The following is a 26,437-nucleotide window of genomic DNA, read 5'->3' on the forward strand; positions in this document are numbered from 1 at the left end:
TACCAAAATGACAAAAACACCTCTAACTGAAGCAATTGCATCGGCTGATTCTCAAGGACGCTATCTCAGCAGCACCGAAATTCAAGTTGCTTTTGGTCGCTTCCGTCAAGCACCAGCTAGCTTACAAGCAGCAAAAGCATTGAGCGCCAATGCTCAACGGTTGAGCGAAGGTGCAGCTCAAGCGGTGTATAACAAGTACCCTTACACCACTCAACAACAAGGCCCCAACTTCGCGTCTGATTCACGCGGTAAAGGCAAGTGTGTTCGTGATATTGGCTACTACTTGCGGATTATCACATACGCTTTAGTTGTTGGTGGCACAGGCCCCTTGGATGATTTCTTGATTTCTGGCTTGGCTGAAATCAACCGCACTTTTGACCTATCTCCTAGCTGGTACATTGAAGCTCTCAAGTACATCAAAGCTAACCACGGTTTAAGCGGCGACCCAGGTGTTGAAGCAAATTCATACATCGACTATGTAATCAATACTCTAAGCTAGAGTGTTTCTTTAGCCCGGAGAGGAAATCAGCTCTTATGACAAGTAAGTTTTATGAGTTGTTTACCTCTCCGGGCAGTTTTTTAAGAAAAGCTAGCTGAAAACCCTGGAGAAAGAGGAACGTAGTTCTGTATTTTTTGCTTTAGAACAGGGATAAAAGCTGCCGACGTAGCACGGTACTTGCTACAAGTTTGGGAAAGTTCGCAACCTAGTGCCTCTTTTAAGCTAGCGTCAATTGGCACAATATTTTTGTCAGTACAAGATTTAAAAACCTACCCTCGGACTGGGGGTAAAGTATACGCCCGAAATAACGTAAGGAGATATCACTACGCCCTTATGGTAAATGTGGTGAGGCAGCGAGGGCAATCTTTTTCCTTGACGCTAGCGCATAGCGAGTCCGCTTCCGCGTAGTGGAAGCAAGCTACGCGCAGTGTCTGGCAGAAAACGTCTGGAGGTTTCTCCCGAGGGACTGCCAAACCCGTAGAGTGAGCCTGGGAACCTGTGGAAACAGGATATTAAGGCAGCAATGTCTTAAAAATCGCTTTACTTTAGGTAAGGTGAGTGTCAATTTCAAAAAGACTGTTAAAAGACTAGAAAAAATTTTCTAAAAAGTTTTCAGTTTTGCAGTTAAAACTGAGGAGGTTTAAAGATGGCAGCTTTGGGACAAGCAGCAAGATTAGGGATTGGAGCGTTTGAAAATTCAGCACCAGTAGAACTACGCCCTGATAGAACAGAAGCGGATGTGGCAGTGGTTATCCGGGCGGCTTACCGTCAGGTTTTGGGTAATGCATATCTACTAGAAGGAGACCGTCTAGAGAGTGCAGAATCACTATTGCAGCAAGGTGCAATCACCGTTAAGGGATTTGTGCTAGCCATTGCTCAATCGGAACTCTATCGGGATAAGTTTTTCTACTCCAACTCCCAAACTCGGTTTATCGAGTTGAATTATAAGCATTTATTGGGGCGTGCCCCGGAAGATGAGTCAGAGATTTCGTACCATGTTGAGCTTTACAGCTCACAAGGTTACGAAGCTGAGATTAATTCCTACATTGACTCATTAGAATATCAAGAGAGTTTTGGTGAAAATATTGTGCCCTACTATCGAGGCTTTAAAAGTCAAGTAGGACAGAAAAACGTTGGCTATAGCCGACTGTTCCAACTGTATCGGGGTTATGCCAATAGCGATCGCGCTCAAGGACAAAAACAAGGACGGCTAACCTGGGAAGTGGCTAAGAATCTAGCTTCACCCATTTACCCAGTCTCTGCCGGAGCCTTAACAGGTCTCTCTACAGGTGGTCGCGGCGAAACATACCGGATCAGAGTGTTACAAGCAGCTTCCCCAAACTCAGCTGTAGTACGGCGCGGTACTGCAGAATTGATCGTACCCTACGAGCAACTTTCTAGTAAATTGCAGCAGTTGAATCGCAAGGGCAGTAAGGTTATTAGCATTACAGCCGTATAAATAGGGAATTGGGGAATTAAGTGAGGAGTTAGGAGTAAGGAGTGAGGAGTAAGGAGTGAGGAGTTAGAAGTTATGAGTTTTAAATTCCTAACTATACCCTTACCTTAACTTTTAACTCTTAACTCCTAACTCCTAATTTTTCCAACTACTAATTACAAAAGGAAAATTACCAATGGCTATTACAACAGCAGCTTCCCGTCTGGGAACAGAACCTTTTACCGATCAGTCTCCTGTGGAATTGCGTCCGAATGCAACCAAAGAAGACATTGAGAGAGTAATTGCTGCCGTCTATCGTCAGGTGTTAGGCAACAACTACATATTGGTATCTGACCGCCTGACAAGTGCTGAATCTATCCTGCGCGATGGAAAAAATACAGTGCAAGAGTTTGTGCGTCAAGTAGCTAAATCAGAACTGTACAAATCGAAGTTTTTCTACGACAACTTCCAAACTCGTGTCATCGAACTGAACTACAAACATTTGTTGGGTCGTGCCCCTTATGATGAGTCTGATGTCGTCTATCACTTAGACTTGTATCAAACCAAGGGATATGAAGCCGACATTGATTCTTATATTGATTCGCCAGAGTATCAATCTAGCTTTGGTGAAAATATAGTGCCTTACTATCGCGGCTTTCAAACCCAAACAGGACAAAAAACTGTCGGATTTACCCGGATATTTCAACTTTATCGCGGCTATGCCAGTAGCGATACCTCCCAACTCAAAGGCAAAGACACCCGCCTGGCTAGCGAACTAGGTCGCAATAGTGCATCCGTCGTTGTTCCTCCCTCTGGTGCTTCCTCAGGCTTTTCATACGTTGCTTCTGAAAAAGGCGTTACCCCCAGCAGTACTTTTGGTGGTGCGGGAACCTTTGGTAAAGAAGGCAGACTTTACCGCATTGAAGTGGCAGGTGTTTTTGGATCTGGGTATCCCAGCACACGCCGCGTCAATCAAGCGGTGGTTATACCTTATGAAGAACTATCTAGTTACTTCCAGAGAGTGTTAAAACAAGGTGGTAAAATAGCTAGTGTTAAACCTCTTTAGTGTCATTTGTCAATAGTCATTAGTCATTAGTCAATAGTCATTATTAAGGGCAAAAGACTAATGACAATTTAGAATAGGGAATTAATTTTATGGTTGGGCCAATTAGTAGTAGAACGAGTAGTCGCTACTTTCGGTATGAAGTAGTGGGTCTGCGCCAAAGCGAAGAAACTGAAAAAACCAACTATCCCATTCGTTCTAGTGCCACTGTGTTTTTCACAGTACCTGAGAACCGGATGAATCAAGAAATGCAGCGAATTACTCGCTTGGGTGGCAAAATAGTCAGCATTCAGCCATTGAACGCTGAAGCTAAAACAAATAGCGAACAAAGCGATCCTCCTTCTTCATAATGAATTCTAGTCCGCAGAAATTTGAAGATTTATCACCGACAGGTAACTCTGGCGATGGTGAATCTTTAACAGTAGAGCAAGCGATCGCTAATCTTGAGAGTGCAGATTTAGGTCTGCGCTTTTATGCTGCCTGGTGGTTGGGTAGGTTTCGGATATGTGAAGCAGCTGCGGTTACAGGATTAATAAAAGCGTTAGAGGATGAAGCCGACAGAACACCAGAAGGCGGCTATCCTCTGCGACGGAACGCAGCTAGGGCTTTAGGGAAACTTGGCGATCGCCAGGCAGTCTCACCTTTAATTGCGTGTTTAGCCTGCTCAGATTTTTATGTCCGGGAAGCAGCGGCACAATCCTTAGAAATGCTGGGCGATCCGATTTGTATTCCCGCCCTAATTAAGTTATTAAAAGTAGGTTTGCAGGGAGAGCCGCTGATATCAAAACAGCCTGATTTATCTCAACCCTACGAGGCCATTTTTGAAGCCTTGGGAGCCTTGAGGGCGACTGAGTGCATCCCTTTGGTAAAACCATTTTTAGAGCATCCAATTGAATTGGTGCAATATGCTGCCGCACGAGCGATGTATCAATTAACCCAAGAACCAGTTTATGGAGAACGGTTAGTAAAAGCTCTGGCAGGAGATAAATTGCAATTGCGTCGAGCAGTGTTAGCAGACTTGGGAGCGATTGGCTATCTAAGAGCAGCAGATGCGATCGCCGAAACTCTTGCTGAAAATAGCCTAAAGCTAATTTCTCTTAAAGGTTTACTAGAACATCAAGTTAACCACACAGCAACAAGCACTTTGTCAGCAGGTGCGATTAAAGTGATAAATTTGATGGATTCGCTGTTGTAGTCATAATTTTCCAGAAATTAGTTGTTATTAATACGTTTAAAGCAAATGTTTACCACATATAAACCCCCAACCCAACTTCAAAATCAGGGCTAGGGGGTTTATGTATGATGTCAACTACGGAGAAGTTAAGCTACAATTGGCAGATCCTTAATGACTCATGAAAAATTATTATGAATAACAGTGATCTTGCCCAAATATTAATCCGTGCTGTGGAAGAAGCAGACTCCTCGGATCGCTTATTAGATGCAGTTCAGGAGTTAGCGGCAGCTTGTATTGAGGAATCTGTTCCGACTCTGATTGCAGCTTTGGGCTACAACAATCCAGGGGCGGCAGTGGCGGCAGTAGATGGACTAATTGCGATCGGGGAAGCCGCAGTACCATCACTATTGGAACTAATTGATGACTATAACTACAGTGCTAGGGCCTGGGCTATTCGTGCCTTAGCGGGAATTGGCGATGTCCGGGCGCTGGATACCTTGTTAGAGGCAGCAAAAAACGATTTTTCCTTGAGTGTGCGGCGGGCAGCTGCTAGGGGATTAGGTACTTTGCGCTGGCATCAAATACCGCCTGAAAAAGTGGAATCTGTTCAAATTCAGGTATTAGAGGCGCTATTACTAATTTCTCAAGATCCAGAGTGGGTAGTGCGCTATGCAGCAGTGACGAGTTTAGAAACACTAGCAATGTCTGGCGACAACCCGCAAAGCGGCAACGCCATAGCAGTTACTTTACCCGATCAAGCGTCACGAATTACAAATCAACTTCAGCAAATACTCGATAACGATGCCGATCTGGGAGTTCGCACCCGCGTAAAGTTTGCACTGCAAAAAATTCAACAGCAACAACATCAAGAAGTTTTTGCACCGAAAAGAAAGCTAGAAGATACTGAAGTGTCTGAAATACCTCATCGTGGTGCTGGCAGACGGTAAATCACCAGACACCAACCGCGCTTGCGGTATGGTGTTATATCTCCCAATTCATCGGGGATAGCCTTCAGAACTCCGTAGGTTTCCAAGATCCAAATCATTCTCGTGCGACGTGTACCTATTAGCTTGGTTTTTGTAAAACTAAGCAGGCGATAAAGACTGAATTTCTGCCTGGATATTGCCACGAGCAGATGGTTCGGCGAACTCTGACATTAAAGGCGTAAAGTAGATATGCGATCGCTGTAAAAATCGTTCTAAAACCTGTTGACGACCTGTGATATAATCTGCCTCTGCCACCCAGGCATATTCCTGACGAATGGCATGGGCGTATTCTTGATAATCAACTGGGTTAGTAGCCAAAATCGCTAAATCTGCATCAAGTAGGACTTGGCTATCATAGTCATTTACCGCAGCTTGGTGGTCTTTAGTGTTCAGAATCAAACGGGTGACAGTAGTTATGATACTTTCTGGAATACCCAAATTACTCAGCAACTCAAAAGCATAGTCTGCACTTCGTTCTTCGTTATCTTTGGCTTCAGTGTCATACACTACATCGTGAAACCAGGCAGCTAGTTGAACAGTAGCTAGGTTATTGGTGTAGCCTTGCAAAATCTCAATTATGCTGAGGACGCGATCGATGTGTTTAAGTGTATGGTAATAGCGACCAGGGATAGAGTAAGCTTCAACCAAGAGATTAAAGGCTTTCTCAGCTGGTACCTGGTCAACGCCAAAGGGTTGGAGTGTATGTTGCCAGTTATAAAATAAAATATCCATAAAGTTTTCTGTAGGCATAGAGGCAGTATACCCATTCTGAGTATTGGAAAAAATAAGTACATGCTGTTAAAACAGCAGTAGAAGACTTCAAGTAGAACCTCACCTTCTAACTCCGCTAGGAGAAAGAGGGAAAAATTTTCCTCCCCTTACTTGCAGCGAAGGGTTAGGAGTAAGTTCACGCAAATATATTTATAAGTTATAAATCAATGAAACTTTGGACGCCCAATCAATATCTGGACAACGGAAGATTCATTATACAAAAAATCCTTGGTGGCGGTGGCTTTGGTGTCACATATAGCGCCATAGAACAGCATACAGGTAAATTAGTTGTTAATTCCGCATAATGGTGACAGCTAAATGAAAGCGTCAAAATAGAAGACACAGGCTTTCGACAAAAAACCTTGTCTTGATTAACGGAGTTTATTATCAGTGGTATTACAAGTACAAACAAGCACCTACGAAGCTAAAACCCAAGAAATTGCTAAACAACTTCTAGCCGCAACGCAGGAAAATCGTTCGTTTTTTTCTTCCCTGCGGGATCAAATGCGTTGGGATGATAAATTACTAGCTTGGGCGATGAGTAATCCTGGGTTGCGGGTGCAACTATTTCGCTTTATAGATACGCTACCTGCTTTGCACAGTAAGTCAGAAATTGCCTCACATTTACAAGAATATTTAGGCGATGAATCTGTAGAATTACCAGCAGCTTTGAAGGGAATGCTAAACTTTGCTAACCCCGACTCTATGCCAGGACAAGTTGCTGCTACAACCGTTGGTACAGCGGTTGAGACGCTTGCTCATAAATACATTTCTGGGGAAAATATTAAACAAGTCATCAAAACAGTTGAACGACTGCGAAAAGAAAAAATGGCTTTCACCATCGACTTACTTGGTGAAGCCGTAATTACCGAAGCGGAAGCGCAGTCTTATCTAGAACGCTATCTAGAATTAATGCAACAATTGGTGGAAGCATCAAAGAATTGGTCAGCTATTCCGGCTATTGATGAGGCTGATGGCGAAGCAATCCCAAAAGTTCAGGTTTCTGTGAAGTTAACGGCGTTTTATTCCCAATTTGACCCATTAGATGCTAAAGGTAGTGAGGAGCGAGTTAGCGATCGCATTCGGATTCTCTTACGTCGTGCTAAAGAATTGGGCGCAGCTGTGCATTTTGATATGGAACAGTATGCCTATAAGGATATAACTCTCAGCATCCTGAAAAAACTCTTACTAGAAGAAGAGTTTCGGCAACGCACAGATATTGGCATCACAATTCAAGCATATCTGCGTGATAGCGAACAAGATACCGAAGACCTAATTTCTTGGTTGAAACAGCGCGGTTATCCCCTAACAATTCGCTTGGTGAAAGGCGCATATTGGGATCAAGAAACTATTAAAGCAGCCCAGAAGCACTGGAAACAGCCAGTTTACAACGACAAAGCCGCAACTGATGCTAACTTTGAAACCATCACTCAGTTGTTGCTAGAAAATCATCAATATGTCTATTCTGCCATTGGTAGCCATAATGTGCGATCGCACTCTCGCGCCATTGCCATCGCTGAAAGTTTAAATGTCCCTCGCCGTCGCTTTGAATTACAAGTCCTCTACGGTATGGGTGATAAAGTTGCCAAGGCGTTGGTTGATAAAGGTTATCGGGTGAGAGTTTACTGTCCTTACGGTGAATTATTACCTGGGATGGCCTATTTAATTCGGCGATTGTTAGAAAATACAGCTAATAGTTCTTTTTTACGGCAAAATCTCGAAAATCGACCAATTGAGGAATTATTAGCGCCGCCAATTGTCAAAGAGGAGAAGAAATCTTTAACTCCTGACTCTGATTTCCTCGGTGCTGCTGATACCGATTACGCTGAGGAAGAGGTAAGAATAAAGGCAGCGCAAGCTTTCCAAAATGTTCGTCAACAGTTGGGTAAAACTTATTTGCCGTTGATTAATGGGGAGTATGTTAATCCGCCAGAATTTGTTGATTCTCTCAATCCTTCTAATTTCAGTGAGGTAGTTGGTAAAGTTGGATTGATTAGCGTTGAACAGGCAGAACAGGCGATGCAAGCTGCGAAAGCGGCGTTTCCTGGGTGGAAGAAAACACCAGCTAAACAACGCGCTGATATTTTGCGGAAAGCGGGTGATTTGATGGGAGAACGCCGCGCCGAACTTTCAGTTTGGATAGTTTTGGAAGTTGGGAAACCAGTTAAGGAAGCTGATGGAGAGGTTTCAGAAGCGATAGACTTTTGTCGTTACTACGCTGACGAGATTGAGCGGTTAGATGAAGGTGTGAATTACGACATACCTGGTGAAACTAATCATTATATTTACCAGCCACGGGGTATTGCTGTGGTGATTTCTCCTTGGAATTTTCCGCTAGCGATCGCTTGTGGAATGACTGTTGCAGCTTTGGTTTCTGGTAATTGCACTCTCCTCAAACCTGCTGAAACGTCTTCTGTGATTGCAGCAAAACTCACAGAAATCTTGGTAGACGCTGGTTTTCCCAAAGGTGTATTTCAATACGTACCGGGTAAGGGTTCGCAAGTCGGCGCTCATTTGGTAAATCATCCAGATACCCATGTAATTGCTTTTACGGGTTCCCAGGAAGTAGGTTGTAGAATTTACGCAGAAGCGGCAATTTTGAAACCCGGACAAAAGCACATGAAACGCGTGATTGCTGAAATGGGTGGTAAGAATGCCATCATTGTCGATGAAAGTGCTGATTTAGACCAAGCTGTTGTGGGGATAGTGCAGTCAGCATTTGGTTATAGCGGCCAAAAATGTTCTGCTGCCTCCAGGGTGATTGTGCTGCAACCAATTTATGATGCCTTTGTGCAACGGTTGGTAGAAGCGACAAAATCCTTGAACATTGGGGAAGCAGAGTTACCGAGTACACAAGTTGGACCGGTGATTGATGCTAATGCCCGCGATCGCATCCGCGAGTATATTGAGAAGGGTAAGGCAGAAGCACAATTAGCCTTGGAATTACCAGCACCCGAACAAGGATATTTTATCGGCCCAGTCATCTTTAGTGAAGTATCGCCAAATGCGGTAATTTCCCAGGAAGAGATTTTTGGCCCTGTGCTGGCGGTAATTCGGGTGAAAGATTTCCAGGAAGCGTTAGCAGTCGCCAACGGTACAAATTACGCCTTAACTGGCGGACTTTATTCTAGAACGCCTTCGCACATTCAACAGGCGCAGACAGAATTTGAAGTTGGGAATTTGTATATCAATCGCAATATTACCGGAGCGATCGTTGGACGGCAACCCTTTGGTGGATTCAAACTTTCGGGAGTAGGTTCTAAAGCAGGCGGTCCTGATTACTTACTGCAATTTTTAGAACCACGCGCGGTGACAGAAAATATTCAACGTCAAGGTTTTGCACCAATTGAAGGAGCAGATTAAACTAACGTGAATTCCACGGCTCATATAGTGTCCGTCTAATTAGGACAATCAAAACACCTCTCCCTGATTTTACTGCGTAAAACCCTCCCTCTCCGAGTCGGAGAGGGACAGGCTTGCACTTTCGTTCAAAGCAGGGAGAGGTTCATCAAACTCACGTTAAACTACAATAGGTAGTAACCTAAAAGAGAGTTTCATGAGTAATTTAGTTATAAAAGTTGCTGAATTACCTAAAGATTTTCCGGCAATTAAAGCAATTAGAAAATCAGTTTTTCAAGAAGAACAAGGAGTAGATCCCGCTTTAGAATTTGATGGGAAAGATGAAATATCCGATCATCTAATTGCTTATTTAAATGTGGAAGTTGTGGGTACTGCTAGAATCAGATATTTAGATGATAAAACTGCCAAAATAGAAAGGTTAGCTGTTTTATCGACAGTTAGAGGGCAAGGTATTGGTAAGAAAATTATGGAAAATGCCCTACAGGTGATAGCTAACAAAAATATTCCAGAAGTAGTGATTCATGCTCAAGAATATGTGAAAAATTTATACAAAAAACTCGATTTTGTAGAAGAAGGAGAAATATTTGAAGAAGCTAGTATTCTCCATGTGAAAATGAGAAAAATATTCTTACACTTAAAGTAAAATTATCTAGTATGTTTTTTCACTAATTGTTCATACAAAAATGTATTTTATGAGCAATTAACTCAAATATTTCATTAGGATTGACTCTAGTTGGACTATCCGAATTGGCTTAACGAGGTAGTCATTAAGACTACCTGGTAGCGCGGCAATTTCCTCCTCTAAAGGTTCGCTACAGGTCATCATTACAATCGGTAAATGTTTCCGATAAGGCTCTTTTCTAAGGATATTTAGCAAATTCCAGATAGGAACATTTTTTACTAACTGGAAATCAAAAAAAACTAAATCTGGTTGGAAGCTTTCTACTTGTTTCAAAAAGTCGTTACTATTATCTATCCACTTGACTTGGTAGCCAATTGTGTGGAGATAATCTTGCAACACTGTTGCTGTGTTTTCCTCTTCTTCTACAAGCAAAATAGTTTTATTTGTGGGGATGACTGGAGAAGAGGAGAACAAGGAGGACGAGGTAAAATTTGCTTCCTCATCTGTCTCATCTATCTCATTTGTCTCATCTTCCTCATTTTCCAGATGCTCTGGATTTGGTAGAAACAGAGTGAACTGACTGCCCTTTCCTAAAGTTGATGTAAAGGTAACATCTCCACCATGTAAACGTGCTAATTTGCGCGTCAAAGCTAAACCCAAACCAGTGCCTTCATACTGCCGATTTAACCGACTGTCAAGCTGTTTAAACGGTTCAAATAGAAATTGAAACTGGCTTGAATCTATACCAATGCCAGTATCTGAAATTATAAACGTTATCCCTTGTGGCACTTTTTTGACTACCAGCGATACTTCACCTGCTGGGGTGAATTTAATGGCATTGGTGAGCAAGTTGAGTAGCATTTGCTTGATGCGCCGCTCATCAGCAATACAAATATCCGCTTCTAGGTCAATTTTATGTGTGAGTTGCAATCCCTTTTCTGAGGCGCGATCGCGCACTGTCCAGATGGCATAATTACATATATCTGCCACTGACAAAGATGATAGTAACAGTTCCTGTTTACCTGCTTCTACCTTAGATAAGTCAAGGATATCGTTAATCACTGCCAGCAGATGTTCACCACTACTATATATACAACTTACATATTCGTTCTGCTTTTCATTCAGAGAGCCAACTATTTCTTGTTGCAGTAACTGTGACAAACCCATAATCGCATTGAGAGGCGTCCGCAACTCATGGCTCATGGTTGCTAAAAATTCACTTTTTGCTCGACTGGCAGCTTCTGCTGCTTCTTGAGAGGCGCGTAGTTTCAACTCTGTTTGCTTACGTTCAGTAATATCCTCAATCATCGCTAGAAAAAACTCAGGTTTACCATTGCTGCCTGGTATAACAGAAATAGAGATATGAGTCCAAACTAAGCTACCATTTTGATGCAGGCAGGGTCTTTCTATCTCAATACGATGTCTTTCGACAAGCTGTTCCTGATTTTTGGAGGGTTGTAAACCGTCCCTCGAAGTTCTCTTGAAGTCTGTGCGAAATCCTGACATCAGTTGTTTGTAAAGTTTTAAATCCTCCCTTTCTATGGAAATACAATCTGTAAAGCACTTGCCATATAACTCTTCTCGGCTGTATCCTAAAATCTCGCACAGTGCCAGATTAGTATCGACTATCTGCCCTTTCATATCTATAAGGCCAATGCCGATAGAGGAACGCTCAAAAATCGCCCGAAATTGTGCCTCACTCTGTCGCAGTACTTCCTGTACGACGTTTCGCTCGCTCGCTTCTATAGCCAGCGTCACAAAATCTGCAATTGAGCCAGCAAAACTCTCTTCTTCTAAAGTCCATTGGCGACCTTCGCCTATGTGTTCGTGACACACTACGCCTACCAAATGACCCTCTAGCCAAATTGGTGCATCTAATATAGATGTGATGCCCAAAACTGAAAGATAAGACTCGGATAATTCTTGGGTTCTGGTATCGTTTCTAGCATCATCTGCGGCAATGGTACGTTCCTCTTCTAAAGCCTGGAAATAAGCAGGAAAATTTGTTTTGAAAAGTGAGTTACCAAAGGTATGCTCCTTAGTCCTGACATCATACAAATTAATGCATTCAATTTTTGAACGTTCTTCATTATATAACCATACCCCCACTCGCTCTACTAACAGCGTCTGAGCAGCAGTTTCTGTGATTTCTCTCAACACCGCATTGAGATTACCTTGCTGAAATGTCTTGCTTCTTGCCAGTTGCACCAGTGTCTGACTTTGTTTTCGCCGACTATTTTCTCTGATTCCTAAAGCCTCTTGGGCCTGGTTGTGCTTTGTAATATCTCTAGCTGACACGACCTGCATTTGTTGCCCTCAAGAAGAAATAATTTGGACTTGCAGTTCTACGGAAAAAGTAGAACTGTCTTTGTATAACTACAATTACTTGATATGGTTTTTCATAACCGGAAAGTATAATTTTTCTAATTAAATTTTATAATTCTAGCTAATTAGCTATAAGCTAGATTTTGCTGATTACTTCTGTTACTTCATACCAGTGATTTTTGCCAGGGGATAATTAGCATTTCAAGTAATTTCACTATTAAGTAATTCTACTATCAAGTAGTACAAGTAGTATAGTACTTTTAATTTTAAACTGGGGAGTGCTAAAGACTTTTCCCAATACCCAATCCCTAGTACAATTTCTTGCTTAGTACTGACTAGCAAAATATCCTTGATTCTCCTAGAGAAAGATACTTAATGACTCAAATTCTGCCAAACTTAAGGTAACGGCAGCTTTTGCGGAGGTGGAGCGATGACAGATAGTGATGTAAGAATTGTTTCCCTGATTCCCGGTGGAACAGAGATTTTAGCGACACTAGGGTTGGTTAATGCTATTGTGGGGCGATCGCACGAATGCGATTACCCTCCAGAAATCCTCAATCGCCCCATTTGTACCCAAGCACGTTTAAACAGTGATGCCTCCAGCAGCCAAATTCACGATGAAGTGAACAATTTATTGCAATCTGCTCTTAGTATTTATGAAATCAAAACAGATGTTTTAGAGCAATTGCAGCCTACCCATATTCTCACTCAAGACCAGTGTGATGTTTGTGCTGTTAGCTTAGACGATGTTGAAAAGGCAGTTGCTACACTCATTGACAGTAAACCTCAGATTATTTCTTTACAACCCAATATTCTCCAGGATGTTTGGGCTGACATTGAGCGAGTCGGCAACACCTTGGGCGTAGACTCGGTAAAAGTCTTAGAAAATTTAGAAGCTCGCGTCAAAATTTGTCAGCAAAAAATCCAAGGGCTTTCTTTAGATGAACTACCTACTGTCGCCTGTATCGAGTGGACTGATCCTTTGATGGTCGCCGCTAATTGGATTCCTGAATTAGTTAACTTAGCAGGAGGACAGTCTTTGTTTTGCGCTACAGGTCAGCCTTCTGCGATCTTGCCGTGGGAAACACTATTAACAACGAATCCAGATGTAATTGTTTTTATGCCTTGTGGCTTTGATTTAAATCGCACTCGCCAAGAAGCCAAGTTATTAACTCAACGTCCAGAGTGGGAAAAACTACACGCTACCGAAACTGGTAGAGTCTACATTACTGATGGCAATTCTTACTTCAATCGTCCAGGGCCGCGACTGGTAGATTCTCTAGAAATTTTGGCAGAAATTTTGCATCCAGAAATTTTTCAATACGGCTACAAAGGAACTGCTTGGGAAGGTTTGTAAAGAAGAATTCAGAACTCAGGAGCGGAGCCAGAGACGCTCCGCCAAGGCGTCAGGATTCAGTATTAATTCGACTTTGATGGTTACTGAGCTTGTCAAAGTACTGAATGATATTGATTTAAAACTTTGGCGGGTTCCAATACCTCACGAAGAATAATTCTGATTCTTGGATTCTGAATTCTTCTCTAAGGTGTTTGTTCAGAATCTGCCGATGGTTCATTGTTAAATAACAGCAGGCGTGCAGCAAGAATAGCAAATCCTACAGCCGCGATCGCTTTTAAAACACGTGTAGGTAATAATTCGGCTACTGCACCCCCTGCTAACGATCCCAGCAGGCTTGTCAACAGCAATGCGCCTGCTGCACCAAAAAATACTGCACGTGGAGAATTAGAACGTCCTGAAAGTGCGATCGCCGCTAGCTGACTTTTGTCACCCAATTCTGATAAAAAAACCGTAATAAAACTCAGTGCTAAAAGATGCCAATCCATATTATTTAGGGGGGAGTGGGGAGTGGAGGAGATTAATGACTAATGACTAATGACCAATAAATACATCCCAAAATAGCATTACAGAAATTACCAACAACATCACACCGGCTGATTTTTCTACAGTTTTCGGGCTGAGTCGATTGGCTATCCAACTACCTAAAAGTACACCTAATAAGCTGGTGGTTATTAGCGCCGCCGCAGATCCGATAAATACCACCCACGGCGAATGAGATTGTGCGCTCATTAACAGAGTGGATAGCTGAGTTTTATCTCCAATTTCTGCTAGAAAAATGGTTACAAAAGTCGTACCAAAAACTACTAGCGCTGATTGCTGCTTTTGAGGACTATCGGCAATTACAGGCTGAACTGACGAAGCGATCGCAGGAGTTAAGTTAAAATCATTGCTGTCTTCTAGTTCTAGCTCGATCTCAGTGTGAGATTTGCCAGAAATCTCCAAAGGTACAGAATCAAGTTTCACGAGCAGTAGTTTTGGTTGCTAGAGTGTTTTCATATTTCTATCATTTTCTCAGATTTTTGTCATAAATTGCAACCCTATACAAAAAAAGGAGGGTTGGGTGTCAAAGGCCAACAGCTTTATCAAAACGTAGTATTTCTAAACTGCGATCGCCATAAACTCCTTCTATTTGCTGGCGACAGCAGTCAATAGCAAAATCGTTGACTTCTTCTAGTTCAACCCCATACATATCTTGAAACACTTCTGATTCCACACGGCAGAAGCGCGGACGATTGGCGTAGATGCGACATTCTCGCGTGGTATGGTCAAAATTAACGCACCATCCCCCTTCGCCTACCATGCTGAGGTAGAGTTCTAGTTCTGGTGGAGAGAGATACTCTTCCAAATCTGGACGCTCTGCTGGATCGAGATTACAGCAGGCTCCACATTGCTTTACACATTGCCAAGTTGACATTTTGGATTAGGGATTAGGGAGTGGGGAGCAGGGAGCAGGGGAGCAGGGATAAAATGCACCCTTCGCCCTGCCCCTCTGCCTCTTCTGCCCAATCCCCCTATTTTACGTTTTTATGTCTTTTCTTATAATTTTGTTAAGTAAATTAAATCTAACAGTCCATAGCCAGATATGATATATTGCGGGTTTTGTAATTAAGTTATTGAATTTTTTAAGACAATTGAGAGGAGAAAAGGAAAAATGTTTGACGCTTTATCTGGATTGTTTAATGCTTTTACCAGTATTAATTGGGAAGTTATTTTCCAATTGCTTTCCGTGGCGCTAATCGTGATTGCTGGCCCAGCAGTAATATTTGTGCTAGCATTTCGCAACGGCAACCTATAAGAGTACTGGGTGTTGAGTGCTGAGTAAAAGAAAATTTTGGAATTTAAAACTCATAACTCATAACTCAGCACTCAATACTGATAATGCCTGAAGGGCAGCTTGAATAATATTGTCATACTGTGGTTGAGAAATATCAACTTCTTTAGCGTTTTGACGATTAGTGCCCAGTAAACCAATCATCTGTCTTGGCTGCATGGCTAAGACTTTGCCTTCAGAATTTCTAATTCTTAATTCTGCTTCAATACCATTTTTATAGAAACCACAAGTATATTGTCGCTGGTTGTACTCAAATGTAGTGCTTGACTGGATAGGTGGGGAAGCAAAAAATTGTTGAATCTGAATTGGCAGTCTGACTCCGATTAACTCTAGCTCAATGCTGGTGTTACCATTAAAGTAATTTTCTCGCAGTTTATAAGCGATATCCACTCGCAATGGTAGGTGGAAATAGTCGCCCCAACGCCAAGCGATCGCTTTAATTTTATACTCCTGATTATCTATAGTTTGGGCAATTGTCAGTTTGATGTGACCCTTGCCAACGATTTTTTGCTCAACCACTTGGACGTTAGGTGTCCAGAAAACTGGATCGGGGTTGTCCATACCGCAGGGATGTAGAGCATTAAGCTGTTGATAAAGCTGCTGATTGAGATGATTGAGGTTGACTTTTGCATCAATTTTGAGCAGAGGCTTGAGATGTTGGGGTTCAAGACACTGGTTAGCAAATTCAATCAAACGCGATCGCAACACCTGTAAATTTTCTGCTGGTAGAGAGAATCCCCCGGCTGCTTTGTGTCCACCAAATTTGCCTAGTAAATCGTGACAATATTCCAAAGCTTCAAACACATGAAACTCTGGAATTGAGCGTGCTGAACCGCGTATATGTCCCTCATCTTCATAAGTCCCGATAAACACAGGAACACCGTAGCGTTCCACCAAGCGGGAGGCGACTATGCCAATAACGCCATGATGCCAATTGGGTTGAACAACAATTAATACACGGTCATCTTGTAGAGACGTAACAAATTCCGTCTCTACATAAGCGATCGCTTCTTGTTCGATTTGCTCACACATTAGCTGGCGAGAGGCGTTGATTTGTTCGCACTGCATTGCTCTTTCCAGCGCCACCCCCATATCATCTGTAGTCAGCAATTCAATCACAGTTTGGGGATTACCAATCCGACCAATAGCATTAATTCGTGGCCCCAGGCGAAACCCGATATCTTCAGGCTTGAGCGATTTTGGATTTTGGATTTTGGATTTTGGATTGAGGATTTTCTCCTCTGCTCCCCTGCTCCCCTGCTCCCCTGCTCCCCCTGCTTTCTCATCTCCCCTCGCCTGGACGCCGCCCACCTGAATTAACGCCTGCACTCCAGGTAAATGGGATTTGGGTAAATGCTGTAAACCGCGTTTCACCCAGCGGCGATTTACGCCAGTTAAGGGGGCTAAATCTGCGATCGTTCCCAGTGTAAATAGTGCTAGCATCGGCTGGATTAAGCCCTTAGTCTGGCCTAGCTGTTGTGCTAGAGACACTGCCAAAATGTAGGCGACACCAACACCAGCAACACCCCGATAAGGTGAGGATTCAGCTATTAGTTTGGGGTTGAGGATAGCGTTAGCTGGCGGTAATTTTTGGGGGATATCATGATGATCGGTGATAATCACTGCAAGACCAAGTTCTCTAGCTCTCGCAACTGGTTCAAACGCAGAGATACCATTATCTACAGTCAGAATTAATCCCACACCTTCGCTGTGAAATTCTTCAACTATGCGTTTATTAATACCGTAGCCTTCGTGCATCCGGCTGGGGATAGCATAATCTACTTGTGCGCCTAAAGTGCGGAGACTACGCAAAAGTAGAGCAGTGCTGGTCATCCCATCAGCATCGTAGTCACCACAAATAGCAATTTTTGTTTGAGAAGCGATCGCATTTTGCAACAACTCCAAACTCATCGCCAAATCTGGGAAATCTTCCAACGGCGAAGGCAAAATTAAAGACTCTGGATCTAAAAATGCTTGTACCTGTTCTACTGTTTCCATACCCCGATTAATCAACAACTGGCTGACAATCGGGGAAAGATTTGTCAAAACCGCCAGATTTTGGGCAAATTCTGGCTTTTGTGGATAAATTTGCCAGCGCTGATTGGGTAAGCGCCTGCGAGGCTTTGATACTTCAGATACAGCTCGGTCTAGCACAATAAAAGTTAGGAGTTTTCAGTTATGAGTGTTGAATTGAAAGTTGTTTCTTAACTCATAACTAATAACATTAATTTGCTATCTAAAACACGTTTATCTTACCATCATCCATAATATACAACGAGCGATCGCCCGGAGAGCGCAAAGTCGGACGGAGTTCCAGCCGCAATGTGCCAAAGTTAGGTTTCGAGACAATTGCTTGTAGTGATAAACCCGTTTCGCTCCAAAATATCAGAGATGTATTTGGTTCTGTACCCTCTATTTGTTCTAAATTTAATTTCTCCCCTGGACTCAAGGATATTGCATCAGTCCCGGAGGGTTTTTGAATTTTAATCAGGTTAGGTGTGCTATTTATAACTTCAACTCGAATGTGTTGCCCTGGTGTAAACTGAATTGGATGTGACCCACACTTAGAAGCACAAGTTCTAGCTAAAGTACTGCTGGGATTATTGATTGATGCCACTAAAACGGTGGCTGCAACTAAAGCAAATGATAAAGGCTTAAACATAATACACAGTATAAGTACTAAATTGAAATGTTACTTCAATTTAGTACTATTAAGCCTCAGCATATTTTCCAGAATTAGAACTGTGATGTCTCTTTAACCGAAACGCCCACTGATATAATCTTCAGCTTCTTTGGTTTGAGGAGAACTGAACATTTGGGCTGTAGGATTAAACTCAACTAATTTGCCACGACGTTTGCCATGCTCGTCAATTTCTGTATTGAAGAAAGCTGTGAAATCCGCCACTCTAGAAGCTTGCTGCATATTGTGTGTCACCATGATGATGGTGTATTGCTCTTTGAGTTCTAAGCAGAGTTCTTCAACTTGGCGGCTAGAAATTGGGTCGAGAGCAGAACATGGTTCATCCATTAATAATACATCTGGCTTCATCGCGATCGCACGAGCAATGCAAAGCCGTTGTTGTTGTCCGCCAGATAATGCAGTTCCCTTCTCTTTGAGTTTATCTTTGACTTCATCCCAGATTGCAGCGCGTCTGAGGGAATCTTCCACCAATTCATCAATATTACCTTTGTAACCGTTAGCCCGCGGCCCAAAGGATATATTTTCGTAGATTGACTTGGGGAAAGGATTCGGCCTTTGAAAAACCATTCCGACTTGTCGTCGCAATTTTACAGAATTTATCTTCGGATCGTAAATATTGCGATCGCGGTAATTCAGTCTACCCTCAACTTTAGCTCCAGGAATTAAATCATTCATCCGGTTGAAGCAACGCAGTAAAGTACTTTTACCGCATCCTGAAGGCCCAATAAAAGCAATAATTTGTTTTTCAGGAATCTTTAGGTAGACATCTAAAAGCGCCAAAAATCCCCCATAGTAGACCTTCACACCTTCAACATTGAATACACCCTTGTCTTGGTCGATTATGGCACTATCTGATTTACTTCTACTATTGCTATAAGTCATTTGGCTGTTCTCCTAATATCCGTGAATGTATCCAATTAGATATTTAATTACCTAATTTATTGAGAAGCGTTGTCGAATATAAATTGCTACACCATTTAAAACTAAAATCAAGATTAACAAAGCAATAATTGTCGCTGCTGCTGCACTAGCAAAACCCGGTTCAGGACGAGTAATGTAACTATAAATTTGAATGGGTAATGCCATAAATCTCTGAAACAAACCAGGGTTAAAGGTGAGAAAACCCACAGCACCTACAACAATTAGAGAGGCTGCATCACCAATAGCGCGGGATACAGAGATAATTACCCCCGTGAGAATACCGGGAATAGCATAGGGTATGACATGATTGCTGATAGTTCGCCATTTTGTGACACCTAATCCGTAAGAAGCATTTCTCAAGGAATCTGGGACAGCGCGAATTGCTTCTCTAGCTGTCACAATAATTACTGGCAAAGACAACAAAGATAAAGTTAATGCACCGGAAATCAAAGCCGGGCCAAACCCAAGCAAATAATTGAAAACCCCTAAACCCAGCAATCCATAGACAATAGAAGGCACACCCGCCAGATTACTGATATTAATCTCAATAATCGCTGTCCACCAAGCTTTAGGTGCATACTCTTCTAGATATAAAGCTGCTCCGACACCAATGGGGACAGTAACTAAAATCACAACCAGTCCTAAAAGAATGCTGCTGATAATTGCAGGACGGATACCACCTTGGTCAGGAAAACGAGAAGGAGTTTCCGTAAGAAAGCCGGGTGACAAAAATCTGCCTAATCCGTCTTTAAAAATATCAAAAAGTAGCAACGCTAGGATAAATAAACCAATCAGCAATCCTAACAAAAAAAGTACTTCAAATACTTTCCCTAATGTCTCCCTACTTTCAACATTATCGGTAAATTCTGCCGCAGAATCTAGAGAATCATCTTGTTGATAACTTGTAGCCATATATATCTATGTTAGTCGTATTTTTCTTTAAAGCGATTAGCAATCCAGTAACTAACAATATTCAAAGCAAGGGTAAGTAGAAACAGAACAGCGCCTACAGCATATAATGTCTTGAAATTGAGACTACCACGTGGACTATCTCCACCAGAAATTTGTGCCATGTAAGCTGTCATTGTTTCTATTGATTCAGCAAAATTAACAGTTAGTCTTGGTTGTTGTCCGGCGGCGATGAGGACAGTCATGGTTTCACCCACAGCTCGAGAAATACCTAAAATAATCGAGGCTATGATTCCAGAAAGCGCGGCTGGTAGAACTACTTTAAAAATGGTTTCAAGTTTAGTGATACCTAAAGCATAAGCTCCTTCTCGCAAAGAACGTGGAACTGCTCGGATAGCATCTAAGCTGATAGAACCAACAGTAGGAGTAATCATTACCCCCATCATTAACCCCGCACTCAAAGCGTTAAATATTTCCAGAGGGATAACATTCCGCAGCAATGGTGTAAGGAACAATAACGCAAAGTAACCATAAACTACTGTGGGTATTCCTGCTAAAAGTTCTACTGCTGGACGTAAAATTGCAGCCACTTTGGGTTCAGCATATTCACTCAAATAAATAGCAGAAGATAAACCCAAAGGAATGGCAACTGCCATAGCAATAGCTGTAGTCAAGAAAGTGCCATTGATCAATGGCCAAACACCAAAATGTCTATTAGCAAATAAAGGCGTCCATTTAGTATCAAGAAAAAATTGGGCAAAGGAAACTTCTTGGAAAAAACCGAATGTCTCCTGAAAGATAATTACGACAATCCCAAAGGTAGTTAAAACTGAAACTAAAGCACAAGCAAATAAAACTGCCGCAACAATCTTTTCTGAGATATCTTCAGATGGATTTTTATCCAGTGACTGTCTGGATAGTAGATAAGGCTCGTCTTGAGAATTGGTATTTTGCATAAACAGTTAAGTTTTAACTACACTCAGACTACAATGACTGAGACTTTATTTAAATAAAGTTTGTGATCGGTTCACCTGGTTTTGCTTTTTTAAACTTTGTCCCAGTTTCACCAGTAGCAAATTTTTGTTTGACTTTGAGGTAAGCTTCATCAGGTAATGCTACATAACCAACACTATCTACCCACTTCCAAGAATTTTCTAGATAAAAATCTACAAATTGTTTTACTGCTGGCTTAGTATCTAAGGATTTTTTACTGACATAGATAAATAGAGGACGAGACAAAGGTGTGTAGATATTTTTGATCACATTATCTACCGGAACTGGTTTTTCACACTTGCCTGTGGGACTTTCTACAGCAACTAGATTGAGTTTATCTTGGTTTTGAATGTAGTAAGATATCCCTACATAACCCAAGGCTGATACATCACCTGACACTCCTTGTACGAGAAGGTTTTGATTCTGAGTGGCAGTGTAGTCTGTACGGCCATTCTTAGCTTTGCCAGTCACAGCTTGAGTCATATAATCGAATGTTCCTGTATCAGAAGATGGAGCATACAGCTTCAGCTTTTGATTAGGAAACTTGGAATTAACTTGATTCCATGTCAATATTTTGCCGTCTGATTTGCCGCCCCAAATCTTACCCAGTTCCTTAACAGTTAGACATTTAGCAAAGTTATTTTGGCGGTTGGCAATCACAGCGATGCCATCTAATGCTATAGGCAACTCTACAAATTTAATATTCTTACTTTGACATTTTTTGATTTCTTCATCTCTAATGGTGCGAGAAGCACCAACAATATCAATATCTCCAGCACAAAATTTACTGATACCACCCCCAGTACCACTTGAGGCAACGCTTACTTTAGCTTCAGGTTTGACTTTACCGTATTCTTCTGCAACTGCTAAAGAAACAGGAAAACCTACAGCTGCACCATCAATACTCACCTGACTTTTCTTTTCCTCATTGCTGCTACAAGCAGTGATACTGCTGGCAATAATCATTAAAAATATCAGGAAAAAGCTATCCTTAAATCTGCTCCGAAAGCTCATAAATTATTAATTGAGTAAAGTGACTGAGAATTCCTTATGCTTGGCTATCTGCTAGTAGATAATCCTGCACGAAAAGTATAGATATCATGCTTTGCTAGCAGCCTTAACTTTGTCAAAAATAGCCCCATCTCCAAAAAACTTTTTCTGGATAATATCCCAGCCACCTAAATCTTGAGATGTGAATAAAGTTTTAATTGGCTGATATTGTGATGCTACTTCTTGGGTGACAGTGGGGTTAACAGGACGATATTGTAATTTAGCAAATTCTCGTTGAGCTTCTGTCGAGTAAAGAAAATCAACAAATGCTTGTGCAACTTCCCTTGTACCGTGCTTATCGGCGTTTTTATCGACTACGGCTACAGGATTATCAATGGAAATATTGACTTGGGGTACAACATAAGGAAGTTTAGTCCCATTTTTTCCTGCTAAAATTACTTCATTCTCGTAGTTGATTAAGACATCACCCTGATTTTGTTGGAAAAATAAATTGCTAGCTTCACGAGCATCTTTCGTCAGAATAGGAGTGTTTTTATAAACTTTGGTGACGTAATCTAACGCTGTCCCTTCGTCACCTCCGGTTAGACTCACGGAACCCCAAAAAGCCAAGAATTCCCAGATAGCAATACCAGAAGTTTTTGGGTTAGCGGCAATCACTTTCACGCCATCTTTTGCTAAGTCTGCCCAAGTGTTGATGCCTTTGGGATTGCCTTCACGGGTGACGATCGCAGCAACCGATTTACTAACAATACCACTTCTCGGAGCTTTGGTTTCCCAACCTGATTTAATTAAACCTGCTTGTTGAATTTTGTTGACATCCAGGGGAAGTGCCAAGTGTACTATATCTGCTTCTTGTGAACCGTCTATGACAGCAGCCGCTTGAGCGCCAGAACCGCCATAACTTTGCTCAAATGTGACATTCTGATTGTGTTCTTGCTTCCACTTTTCGATAAATTTGGGAATTATCTGGTCATGAGCGGCTTTGGTGACAGAGAATGAAACGAGTTTTAACTTAACATCATTTTTGCTAGCTGAACTGCTTCCCGAACAGGAAGCAACTGCTATACTCAAAAAAATACTTATTAAAAACAGACTCACAAAGCTTTGGATACTGCGTCCATCCAACCAACTTCTAATTGCATGTTGATACGATATTTGTATATTCCGCAAGGCTTTCATTGCATAAGCCTGCATCTCCTCACTCAGGAATTTACTTAATTGTGTCGGTTGTTGCGACTTGCTCATCAGAATCACCCCTAAATCTACGGTATTTCTACATGGATACCGTGATTATGAGAATTATAGGGTATATAGAATAATATTTATCATCTGGATTAAATTTTTTTGACTAAGTGAGCAATTTCTCATCAAAAGTAGCAAATAAATTTGATTTACCAAGGCATTTCAAAAAACGGGTTTTTCTGCTGGAAAGCGAAACAATCCGGCTATATACATAATATTTGCTAAAAAATATGTGATTAGTAATACAAAACAGTAGTGGAAACTCGACTTTTTTTAGCCTGGAAAGCTGTTTGTAAAATAAAGTAGCGGCATTAAAGCATCTTGAATATCATATTCTGAATCACAAATACGCTCGGAATTGTAATGCGATCGCCTCTATTATGAGAAAATATAATCAGGCGATCGCGCTCATACAGCTTTTTTGCTACTCTAACCAGTTCTCTAATTGCAAATTAGATATATTTTCAAAATCTTTAATATTGTTCGTGACTAAAATATCATTACGAGAACGGACAACAGCAGCAATTAGTGCATCTACTTCTCCTGTTGGTCTACCAATTTGCCTCAATTGACTTTGTATTTTACCAAATTCTCTGGCAGCATCTATATCAAATGACTCAATGGGTAATAGTTCAGTTAGTTGTCCTAGTGTTTCTAAATTTTTATCAACTTGTTTAGAACAGTAAACACCTTTGTAAAGTTCGGAAACTACTATTGTAGATAGATAGCATTGGCTGAAATAGCGATTAAATATAGGTACTGCTTTGGGACTGCCGTTAAGCAATGCAATACAAATGTTAGTATCTAGAAGATACATTAGTCTTTCTTCTATTTATTTATTGAGTCTATCCCCCTTCCTTGGTAAGTATGACGTTGCTGGTCAATTTCAGCAAAGATATCTATCAACTCTGGTTGGTCTTGCCAAGCTCCAAATAATTTATTCAATTTTGCTAGCCTTTCTTCATCTGTTAAGTCTAGTTTTTCTACAACAGGTTCAGTATAAGTAAGTTCTAGATTAACAATTATTTCTGCTCCATCAGGAATACTGTGAATTTGCTCTAATAATTCAATAGTTTGACCGCGTTTGATTCCTCTAATTTTCATTGTATGCTTACTCCTGTAATCACTACTATTCAAAAATCAGACATTCATCAGACATTTTTTCATTACTTAATGCTAACTGATGTCGCGTAGATGCGTATCGGCTGGTGTCAGACATCGCCCCTTCAGTGAGAAAATATAATCAGGCGATAAGCTAAGATTTAGGCACTCACCAACTGAGTCAGGCGTTTCAATACACGTAGCACGTCGTACAACTCATTTCCGGGGTTTCGCATCAAAAACCCCTTTGATAAAGCATAACGCGGTGGATTTCCTTTCACTAATTTGACGAAAATAAACTCGCTTCCCGTGGCAATCATGCCAAAACTAGGTTTATCGGTATACGGATTCCCTAACATATAAGCAAGAATTTGTGCGAGTCCTTGCTCCACTGAAAATGAAGGTCTTTTAGATTCAATAATCATCACCCAAAATTGCTCTTTTAAAACTAAGGTATCTATTCTACCTTTGATAATTACATCTTCATCTGGCACAGCAATATCTATAGATTCTTCTGATTTTACATAAAATGGAGCTAGATAAAAATCCCCAATAAAAATTAATGGGTCTACAACTGCCATTCTGACTACATTTTCTAGTAAAGGTGGGTAATTAAGAAGATTCAAATAACCCACTTTCATCTTGTCTAAAAGTTGTTTATCTAAATCATTAATTTCTGGTAAATCTTCTTGCCATTCACGGAAGAATGAGCCATCCAAAACTAACTGAATACCAAACTTATCGATTAAGTAGCGTAAGTCAATGACCTTTGCTGGGATTGTTTGTGTCATAAGTTTTGGGGAGTGGAGTATAGTAAATTAATTGGCTTTATCCTACTCATTAGTTGCTGCTTCTAGCCAAACTTCCACATCATCTGCTAGCAACTTCTGCGCTGCATCCATCATTGATACTGCTATGTCTTTGAGGTCTTCGCGATTGTTCAAGTAAGTTTTTAACGCTTCCATTGGGTCGATGCTGCTACTCGCACTCAATTCAGGAATCCGGGGCCTGGCTAATTGACTCACTAATTCTGCTTGAATGGTGTAGGTATGAGCGGGACTTAAAGCAGTATGTAGAGAGGAACTGTCAATTAAATCCATCTGTTCGGAGCGGAGTTTGTAAATTAGCCGCACTACAGCATCTTGAATATCATACTTGGCGATCGCTTTCATTAACACCGCTTGCGGATCATCTGCTTTCGAGATATCCACCTCAATGGTGCGGAAAGTCCGAACTGTTAAGGGACAAAATTCCCACTCAGCCCTTCCCCGCTCCAGTTCCAGCATTACATAGCCTTTGTCTTCTTTTTCTTCGCTAAAATCTACCCGCTCAATACTCCCTGGATAAATCACCGGTGGGTTGTTGGATTTATTCAGGTTCTGGTGGCGGTGGACGTGTCCCAAGGCTACATAATCAAAACAAGGTCGCGTCAGCAAAGATAGGGGTAGAGTAAAGCCTTTACCTACTGCCAAAAATCGTTCTGCGCCCAAGGTAGCATTGTCAGCCATCAAGTGAGCCAAAAGAATAGTAGGCACATCGGGGTCAAGGCGGCGAATTTCCCCTTCTATAACAACTCGCAGACGTTCCGTTAATAGTTGGTTGACTTCCGCCAAAGACAACCCTTCAGTCTCTTGACGAGTCATCAAAGTTGAACGAGTCAGCCAAGGTAGGGTAATTACTTGCACTTTGCCATTGCGGGTTTGGATGCAGTGCGTAGTTAATGCATCACCGACAACAAACCCTGGCACTCCCAAAGTGCGGTAAATATTTAAACTCGCCCCTCCCTGTCCTTGGGAATGTTGGTCATGGTTGCCTACCAACAGCACTGTTGGAATATTGGCATCCATGAGACGGCGAAACTGGCTGGCAAAAGCTTGTTGTACATAAGGCGGTGGTGTAGCATCCGGGAAAGCATCGCCACCAAATATCACCATATCAACAGCATCTGTCAGCGCTCGATCAATACATATAGACAATGTATTGACAAAATCCTCCAATCGTGTGTTTAATCCCGTTGCCGGATTAATTCGTCCGTGGGAGAAGCCGCTTCCCATGTGGATGTCGGAGAGATGAAGGATTTTAATCATATTTGTCCTTTGTTCTTAGTCATTTGTCCTTTGTCTAATATTAATGACT

28 protein-coding genes are annotated in these 26,437 nt (G+C 41.7%); 11 read left to right on the forward strand and 17 right to left on the reverse strand.

The window, feature by feature from the left end:
* Positions 1–7: 7 nt before the first annotated feature.
* From cpcA to V7L12_RS00355, 6 genes are all read left to right on the forward strand, one after another.
* On the forward strand, positions 8–499 hold the full coding sequence (gene cpcA / locus V7L12_RS00330) for a phycocyanin subunit alpha (RefSeq protein ID WP_335081036.1): 492 nt from the start codon (positions 8–10) through the stop codon (positions 497–499).
* 646 nt (positions 500–1,145) lie between these two features.
* Entirely contained in the window at positions 1,146–1,958 is an 813-nt protein-coding gene (locus tag V7L12_RS00335; protein ID WP_334817914.1) for a phycobilisome linker polypeptide, read from the forward strand.
* A 172-nt stretch (positions 1,959–2,130) separates the two neighbouring features.
* Positions 2,131–3,000, forward strand: a complete 870-nt coding sequence (locus V7L12_RS00340; RefSeq protein ID WP_335081038.1) for a phycobilisome linker polypeptide — start codon at positions 2,131–2,133, stop codon at positions 2,998–3,000.
* Positions 3,001–3,089: 89 nt separating this feature from the next.
* Positions 3,090–3,347 carry a phycobilisome linker polypeptide gene (locus V7L12_RS00345; RefSeq protein WP_292741676.1) on the forward strand — a complete coding sequence of 86 codons (258 nt, stop codon included), beginning with the start codon at positions 3,090–3,092 and terminating at the stop codon, positions 3,345–3,347.
* Positions 3,347–4,192 (forward strand): HEAT repeat domain-containing protein, encoded by an 846-nt coding sequence (locus V7L12_RS00350; protein WP_335081040.1) that lies wholly within the window; start codon positions 3,347–3,349, stop codon positions 4,190–4,192. The genes V7L12_RS00345 and V7L12_RS00350 overlap by 1 nt, the downstream gene beginning before the upstream one ends.
* 170 nt (positions 4,193–4,362) lie before the next feature.
* The gene (locus V7L12_RS00355) at positions 4,363–5,118 is read left to right on the forward strand and encodes a HEAT repeat domain-containing protein (RefSeq protein WP_334817922.1); all 756 of its coding nucleotides are present in this window, start codon (positions 4,363–4,365) and stop codon (positions 5,116–5,118) included.
* Here V7L12_RS00355 and V7L12_RS00360 read toward each other — a convergent pair.
* Together V7L12_RS00360 and V7L12_RS00365 are read right to left on the reverse strand one after the other, a co-directional pair.
* On the reverse strand, positions 5,094–5,216 hold the full coding sequence (locus V7L12_RS00360) for a hypothetical protein (RefSeq protein ID WP_335081041.1): 123 nt from the start codon (positions 5,214–5,216) through the stop codon (positions 5,094–5,096). The two genes, V7L12_RS00355 and V7L12_RS00360, sit on opposite strands and share 25 nt — an antisense overlap.
* A 40-nt stretch (positions 5,217–5,256) precedes the next feature.
* Complete coding sequence (locus tag V7L12_RS00365; RefSeq protein ID WP_335081043.1) at positions 5,257–5,907, reverse strand: HD domain-containing protein; 651 nt, start codon at positions 5,905–5,907, stop codon at positions 5,257–5,259.
* Positions 5,908–6,095: 188 nt separating this feature from the next.
* On the opposite strand from V7L12_RS00365, the gene V7L12_RS00370 reads away from it, so the two are divergent.
* From V7L12_RS00370 to V7L12_RS00380, 3 genes are all read left to right on the forward strand, one after another.
* Positions 6,096–6,233, forward strand: a complete 138-nt coding sequence (locus tag V7L12_RS00370; protein WP_334817925.1) for a hypothetical protein — start codon at positions 6,096–6,098, stop codon at positions 6,231–6,233.
* 85 nt (positions 6,234–6,318) lie between these two features.
* Positions 6,319–9,291, forward strand: a complete 2,973-nt coding sequence (pruA, locus tag V7L12_RS00375; RefSeq protein WP_335081045.1) for an L-glutamate gamma-semialdehyde dehydrogenase — start codon at positions 6,319–6,321, stop codon at positions 9,289–9,291.
* A 193-nt stretch (positions 9,292–9,484) separates the two neighbouring features.
* Positions 9,485–9,931, forward strand: a complete 447-nt coding sequence (locus tag V7L12_RS00380) for a GNAT family N-acetyltransferase (RefSeq protein WP_335081047.1) — start codon at positions 9,485–9,487, stop codon at positions 9,929–9,931.
* Between the two features lie 57 nt (positions 9,932–9,988).
* Here V7L12_RS00380 and V7L12_RS00385 read toward each other — a convergent pair whose 3' ends face one another.
* Complete coding sequence (locus V7L12_RS00385; protein ID WP_335081049.1) at positions 9,989–12,217, reverse strand: hybrid sensor histidine kinase/response regulator; 2,229 nt, start codon at positions 12,215–12,217, stop codon at positions 9,989–9,991.
* 448 nt (positions 12,218–12,665) lie between these two features.
* Here V7L12_RS00385 and V7L12_RS00390 point away from each other — a divergent pair, with 448 nt between their 5' ends.
* A complete protein-coding gene (locus V7L12_RS00390; protein WP_335081051.1) occupies positions 12,666–13,592 on the forward strand; it encodes a cobalamin-binding protein in 927 nt (308 codons plus the stop codon).
* 182 nt (positions 13,593–13,774) lie between these two features.
* Here the strand turns inward: V7L12_RS00390 and V7L12_RS00395 are convergent, their stop codons facing one another.
* The 3 genes from V7L12_RS00395 to V7L12_RS00405 all read right to left on the reverse strand — a co-directional run bounded on the left by V7L12_RS00395 (position 13,775) and on the right by V7L12_RS00405 (position 15,006).
* Positions 13,775–14,077, reverse strand: coding sequence for a TMEM165/GDT1 family protein (locus V7L12_RS00395; RefSeq protein WP_335081053.1), 303 nt, complete (start codon positions 14,075–14,077; stop codon positions 13,775–13,777).
* 46 nt (positions 14,078–14,123) lie between these two features.
* Positions 14,124–14,555 (reverse strand): TMEM165/GDT1 family protein, encoded by a 432-nt coding sequence (locus V7L12_RS00400; protein ID WP_335081055.1) that lies wholly within the window; start codon positions 14,553–14,555, stop codon positions 14,124–14,126.
* A 100-nt stretch (positions 14,556–14,655) separates the two neighbouring features.
* The gene (locus V7L12_RS00405; RefSeq protein ID WP_335081057.1) at positions 14,656–15,006 is read right to left on the reverse strand and encodes a YkgJ family cysteine cluster protein; all 351 of its coding nucleotides are present in this window, start codon (positions 15,004–15,006) and stop codon (positions 14,656–14,658) included.
* A 237-nt stretch (positions 15,007–15,243) separates the two neighbouring features.
* On the opposite strand from V7L12_RS00405, the gene psb30 reads away from it, so the two are divergent.
* The gene (psb30, locus tag V7L12_RS00410) at positions 15,244–15,387 is read left to right on the forward strand and encodes a photosystem II reaction center protein Ycf12/Psb30 (protein ID WP_190240852.1); all 144 of its coding nucleotides are present in this window, start codon (positions 15,244–15,246) and stop codon (positions 15,385–15,387) included.
* 57 nt (positions 15,388–15,444) lie between these two features.
* Here the strand turns inward: psb30 and V7L12_RS00415 are convergent, their stop codons facing one another.
* The 11 genes from V7L12_RS00415 to V7L12_RS00465 all read right to left on the reverse strand — a co-directional run bounded on the left by V7L12_RS00415 (position 15,445) and on the right by V7L12_RS00465 (position 26,388).
* Complete coding sequence (locus V7L12_RS00415; RefSeq protein WP_335081059.1) at positions 15,445–17,577, reverse strand: single-stranded-DNA-specific exonuclease RecJ; 2,133 nt, start codon at positions 17,575–17,577, stop codon at positions 15,445–15,447.
* 82 nt (positions 17,578–17,659) lie between these two features.
* On the reverse strand, positions 17,660–18,085 hold the full coding sequence (locus V7L12_RS00420; protein WP_335081061.1) for a hypothetical protein: 426 nt from the start codon (positions 18,083–18,085) through the stop codon (positions 17,660–17,662).
* Between the two features lie 93 nt (positions 18,086–18,178).
* The gene (pstB, locus tag V7L12_RS00425; RefSeq protein WP_335081063.1) at positions 18,179–19,006 is read right to left on the reverse strand and encodes a phosphate ABC transporter ATP-binding protein PstB; all 828 of its coding nucleotides are present in this window, start codon (positions 19,004–19,006) and stop codon (positions 18,179–18,181) included.
* A 51-nt stretch (positions 19,007–19,057) separates the two neighbouring features.
* On the reverse strand, positions 19,058–19,957 hold the full coding sequence (pstA, locus tag V7L12_RS00430; protein WP_335081066.1) for a phosphate ABC transporter permease PstA: 900 nt from the start codon (positions 19,955–19,957) through the stop codon (positions 19,058–19,060).
* An 11-nt stretch (positions 19,958–19,968) separates the two neighbouring features.
* Positions 19,969–20,910: a phosphate ABC transporter permease subunit PstC gene (pstC, locus tag V7L12_RS00435; RefSeq protein ID WP_334817952.1), complete on the reverse strand. Its 942-nt coding sequence runs from the start codon at positions 20,908–20,910 to the stop codon at positions 19,969–19,971.
* 49 nt (positions 20,911–20,959) lie between these two features.
* A complete protein-coding gene (locus V7L12_RS00440) occupies positions 20,960–21,961 on the reverse strand; it encodes a PstS family phosphate ABC transporter substrate-binding protein (RefSeq protein ID WP_335081068.1) in 1,002 nt (333 codons plus the stop codon).
* A gap of 84 nt (positions 21,962–22,045) precedes the next feature.
* Complete coding sequence (locus tag V7L12_RS00445) at positions 22,046–23,203, reverse strand: sulfate ABC transporter substrate-binding protein (protein ID WP_335081070.1); 1,158 nt, start codon at positions 23,201–23,203, stop codon at positions 22,046–22,048.
* A 421-nt stretch (positions 23,204–23,624) separates the two neighbouring features.
* Positions 23,625–24,017, reverse strand: coding sequence for a type II toxin-antitoxin system VapC family toxin (locus tag V7L12_RS00450; RefSeq protein ID WP_335081072.1), 393 nt, complete (start codon positions 24,015–24,017; stop codon positions 23,625–23,627).
* Between the two features lie 11 nt (positions 24,018–24,028).
* A complete protein-coding gene (locus tag V7L12_RS00455; protein ID WP_335081074.1) occupies positions 24,029–24,304 on the reverse strand; it encodes a hypothetical protein in 276 nt (91 codons plus the stop codon).
* 158 nt (positions 24,305–24,462) lie between these two features.
* Positions 24,463–25,092 carry a restriction endonuclease subunit R gene (locus V7L12_RS00460; RefSeq protein WP_335081076.1) on the reverse strand — a complete coding sequence of 210 codons (630 nt, stop codon included), beginning with the start codon at positions 25,090–25,092 and terminating at the stop codon, positions 24,463–24,465.
* Between the two features lie 42 nt (positions 25,093–25,134).
* Positions 25,135–26,388 (reverse strand): exonuclease SbcCD subunit D, encoded by a 1,254-nt coding sequence (locus V7L12_RS00465; RefSeq protein ID WP_335081078.1) that lies wholly within the window; start codon positions 26,386–26,388, stop codon positions 25,135–25,137.
* Between the last annotated feature and the right edge of the window lie 49 nt (positions 26,389–26,437).

It is taken from the genome of Nostoc sp., from assembly GCF_036918245.1.
Lineage (GTDB): Bacteria > Cyanobacteriota > Cyanobacteriia > Cyanobacteriales > Nostocaceae > Nostoc.

Coding starts and splice junctions, on each gene's coding strand:
- cpcA (WP_335081036.1), top strand. CDS start 8: ATGACAAAAACACCTCTAACTGAAGCAATTGCATCGGCTGATTCTCAA.
- V7L12_RS00335 (WP_334817914.1), top strand. CDS start 1,146: ATGGCAGCTTTGGGACAAGCAGCAAGATTAGGGATTGGAGCGTTTGAA.
- V7L12_RS00340 (WP_335081038.1), top strand. CDS start 2,131: ATGGCTATTACAACAGCAGCTTCCCGTCTGGGAACAGAACCTTTTACC.
- V7L12_RS00345 (WP_292741676.1), top strand. CDS start 3,090: ATGGTTGGGCCAATTAGTAGTAGAACGAGTAGTCGCTACTTTCGGTAT.
- V7L12_RS00350 (WP_335081040.1), top strand. CDS start 3,347: ATGAATTCTAGTCCGCAGAAATTTGAAGATTTATCACCGACAGGTAAC.
- V7L12_RS00355 (WP_334817922.1), top strand. CDS start 4,363: ATGAATAACAGTGATCTTGCCCAAATATTAATCCGTGCTGTGGAAGAA.
- V7L12_RS00360 (WP_335081041.1), bottom strand. CDS start 5,216: ATGATTTGGATCTTGGAAACCTACGGAGTTCTGAAGGCTATCCCCGAT.
- V7L12_RS00365 (WP_335081043.1), bottom strand. CDS start 5,907: ATGCCTACAGAAAACTTTATGGATATTTTATTTTATAACTGGCAACAT.
- V7L12_RS00370 (WP_334817925.1), top strand. CDS start 6,096: ATGAAACTTTGGACGCCCAATCAATATCTGGACAACGGAAGATTCATT.
- V7L12_RS00380 (WP_335081047.1), top strand. CDS start 9,485: ATGAGTAATTTAGTTATAAAAGTTGCTGAATTACCTAAAGATTTTCCG.
- V7L12_RS00385 (WP_335081049.1), bottom strand. CDS start 12,217: ATGCAGGTCGTGTCAGCTAGAGATATTACAAAGCACAACCAGGCCCAA.
- V7L12_RS00390 (WP_335081051.1), top strand. CDS start 12,666: ATGACAGATAGTGATGTAAGAATTGTTTCCCTGATTCCCGGTGGAACA.
- V7L12_RS00395 (WP_335081053.1), bottom strand. CDS start 14,077: ATGGATTGGCATCTTTTAGCACTGAGTTTTATTACGGTTTTTTTATCA.
- V7L12_RS00405 (WP_335081057.1), bottom strand. CDS start 15,006: ATGTCAACTTGGCAATGTGTAAAGCAATGTGGAGCCTGCTGTAATCTC.
- psb30 (WP_190240852.1), top strand. CDS start 15,244: ATGTTTGACGCTTTATCTGGATTGTTTAATGCTTTTACCAGTATTAAT.
- V7L12_RS00420 (WP_335081061.1), bottom strand. CDS start 18,085: ATGTTTAAGCCTTTATCATTTGCTTTAGTTGCAGCCACCGTTTTAGTG.
- pstB (WP_335081063.1), bottom strand. CDS start 19,006: ATGACTTATAGCAATAGTAGAAGTAAATCAGATAGTGCCATAATCGAC.
- pstA (WP_335081066.1), bottom strand. CDS start 19,957: ATGGCTACAAGTTATCAACAAGATGATTCTCTAGATTCTGCGGCAGAA.
- pstC (WP_334817952.1), bottom strand. CDS start 20,910: ATGCAAAATACCAATTCTCAAGACGAGCCTTATCTACTATCCAGACAG.
- V7L12_RS00440 (WP_335081068.1), bottom strand. CDS start 21,961: ATGAGCTTTCGGAGCAGATTTAAGGATAGCTTTTTCCTGATATTTTTA.
- V7L12_RS00445 (WP_335081070.1), bottom strand. CDS start 23,203: ATGAGCAAGTCGCAACAACCGACACAATTAAGTAAATTCCTGAGTGAG.
- V7L12_RS00450 (WP_335081072.1), bottom strand. CDS start 24,017: ATGTATCTTCTAGATACTAACATTTGTATTGCATTGCTTAACGGCAGT.
- V7L12_RS00455 (WP_335081074.1), bottom strand. CDS start 24,304: ATGAAAATTAGAGGAATCAAACGCGGTCAAACTATTGAATTATTAGAG.
- V7L12_RS00460 (WP_335081076.1), bottom strand. CDS start 25,092: ATGACACAAACAATCCCAGCAAAGGTCATTGACTTACGCTACTTAATC.
- V7L12_RS00465 (WP_335081078.1), bottom strand. CDS start 26,388: ATGATTAAAATCCTTCATCTCTCCGACATCCACATGGGAAGCGGCTTC.